Source organism: Mesorhizobium sp. M2A.F.Ca.ET.037.01.1.1, assembly GCF_003998075.1.
In the GTDB taxonomy this organism is placed as follows: Bacteria; Pseudomonadota; Alphaproteobacteria; order Rhizobiales; family Rhizobiaceae; genus Mesorhizobium.
Map to the genome: position 1 here is coordinate 1 of NZ_RZSA01001531.1, position 930 is coordinate 930.

The following is a 930-nucleotide window of genomic DNA, read 5'->3' on the forward strand; positions in this document are numbered from 1 at the left end:
CACCACCACCGATCCGTATACCGGCGACCAGAAGATTTCCAACACGGCGGCCGGCGCCGGCCTTGGCGCGCTGGCAGGCGCCAGCCTTGGTCTGCTCGCGGGCGGCAATGACCGCCGCAATGCGTTGATCGGCGCCGGCATCGGCGCGCTCGCCGGCGGCGCGATCGGCGCGACCATGGACCAGAACGAGGCCGAGCTTCGCCGTCAGTTGCAGGGCACCGGCGTCAGCGTCACCCGCAGCGGCGACCAGATCATCCTCAACATGCCGTCCGACATCACCTTCAACGTCGACCAGGACGCGGTGAAGCCGGGCTTCTATCCGGTGCTGAATTCGGTCGCGCTGGTGCTGAAGAAGTTCCGCCAGACCACGGTGGACGTGTTCGGCCACACCGATTCGACCGGCGGCGACGAACACAATTTCGACCTGTCGCAGCGCCGCGCGCTCGCCGTCGCCAATTATCTCGCCGGCCAGGGCGTCGATCAGCGCCGCTTCGCCGTCACCGGCTTCGGCAAGACGCGCCCGATCGCATCCAATGCCACGGCCGCCGGCCGCGAGCAGAACCGGCGCGTCGAAATCCAGCTGTCGCCGCTCACCTGAAAGAGCCGCGCCCAACTGCGCACCGCCATCGAAGCAAAACGGTCCCGTAAGGGGCCGTTTTTTGTTGGCGTGTCCAAGGATGGGTCAAAGGTCGTAGGACATTAGCTTGTTCTAATTGATACTTTCCAAATCCAGGGAAAGGACTACCATCCAACTGTTCCAGAGGGGATGGGGCGGTCAAACCGGCCGCGCAATCGCATCTGCCGCCCCGGTCTTGCACGGCCAGATCAAGGATCTGGGAGGAATGCATGACAAGAACAGCTCGCCTCGGGCGCTGCGGCGTCCTCGTTTTGACTGGCCTTTTGGGCGCATGGCTCGGAGCCGCCACAGCC

At 64.8% G+C, this 930-nt stretch carries 1 protein-coding gene; it reads left to right on the forward strand.

Translation table 11 applies throughout. The annotated features are described in order from the left end of the window. Positions 1-598, forward strand: a 598-nt coding sequence (locus tag EOA27_RS38140; RefSeq protein ID WP_145970891.1) for an OmpA family protein, incomplete at its 5' end; no start/stop codon positions are given. Positions 599-930: the final 332 nt, after the last annotated feature.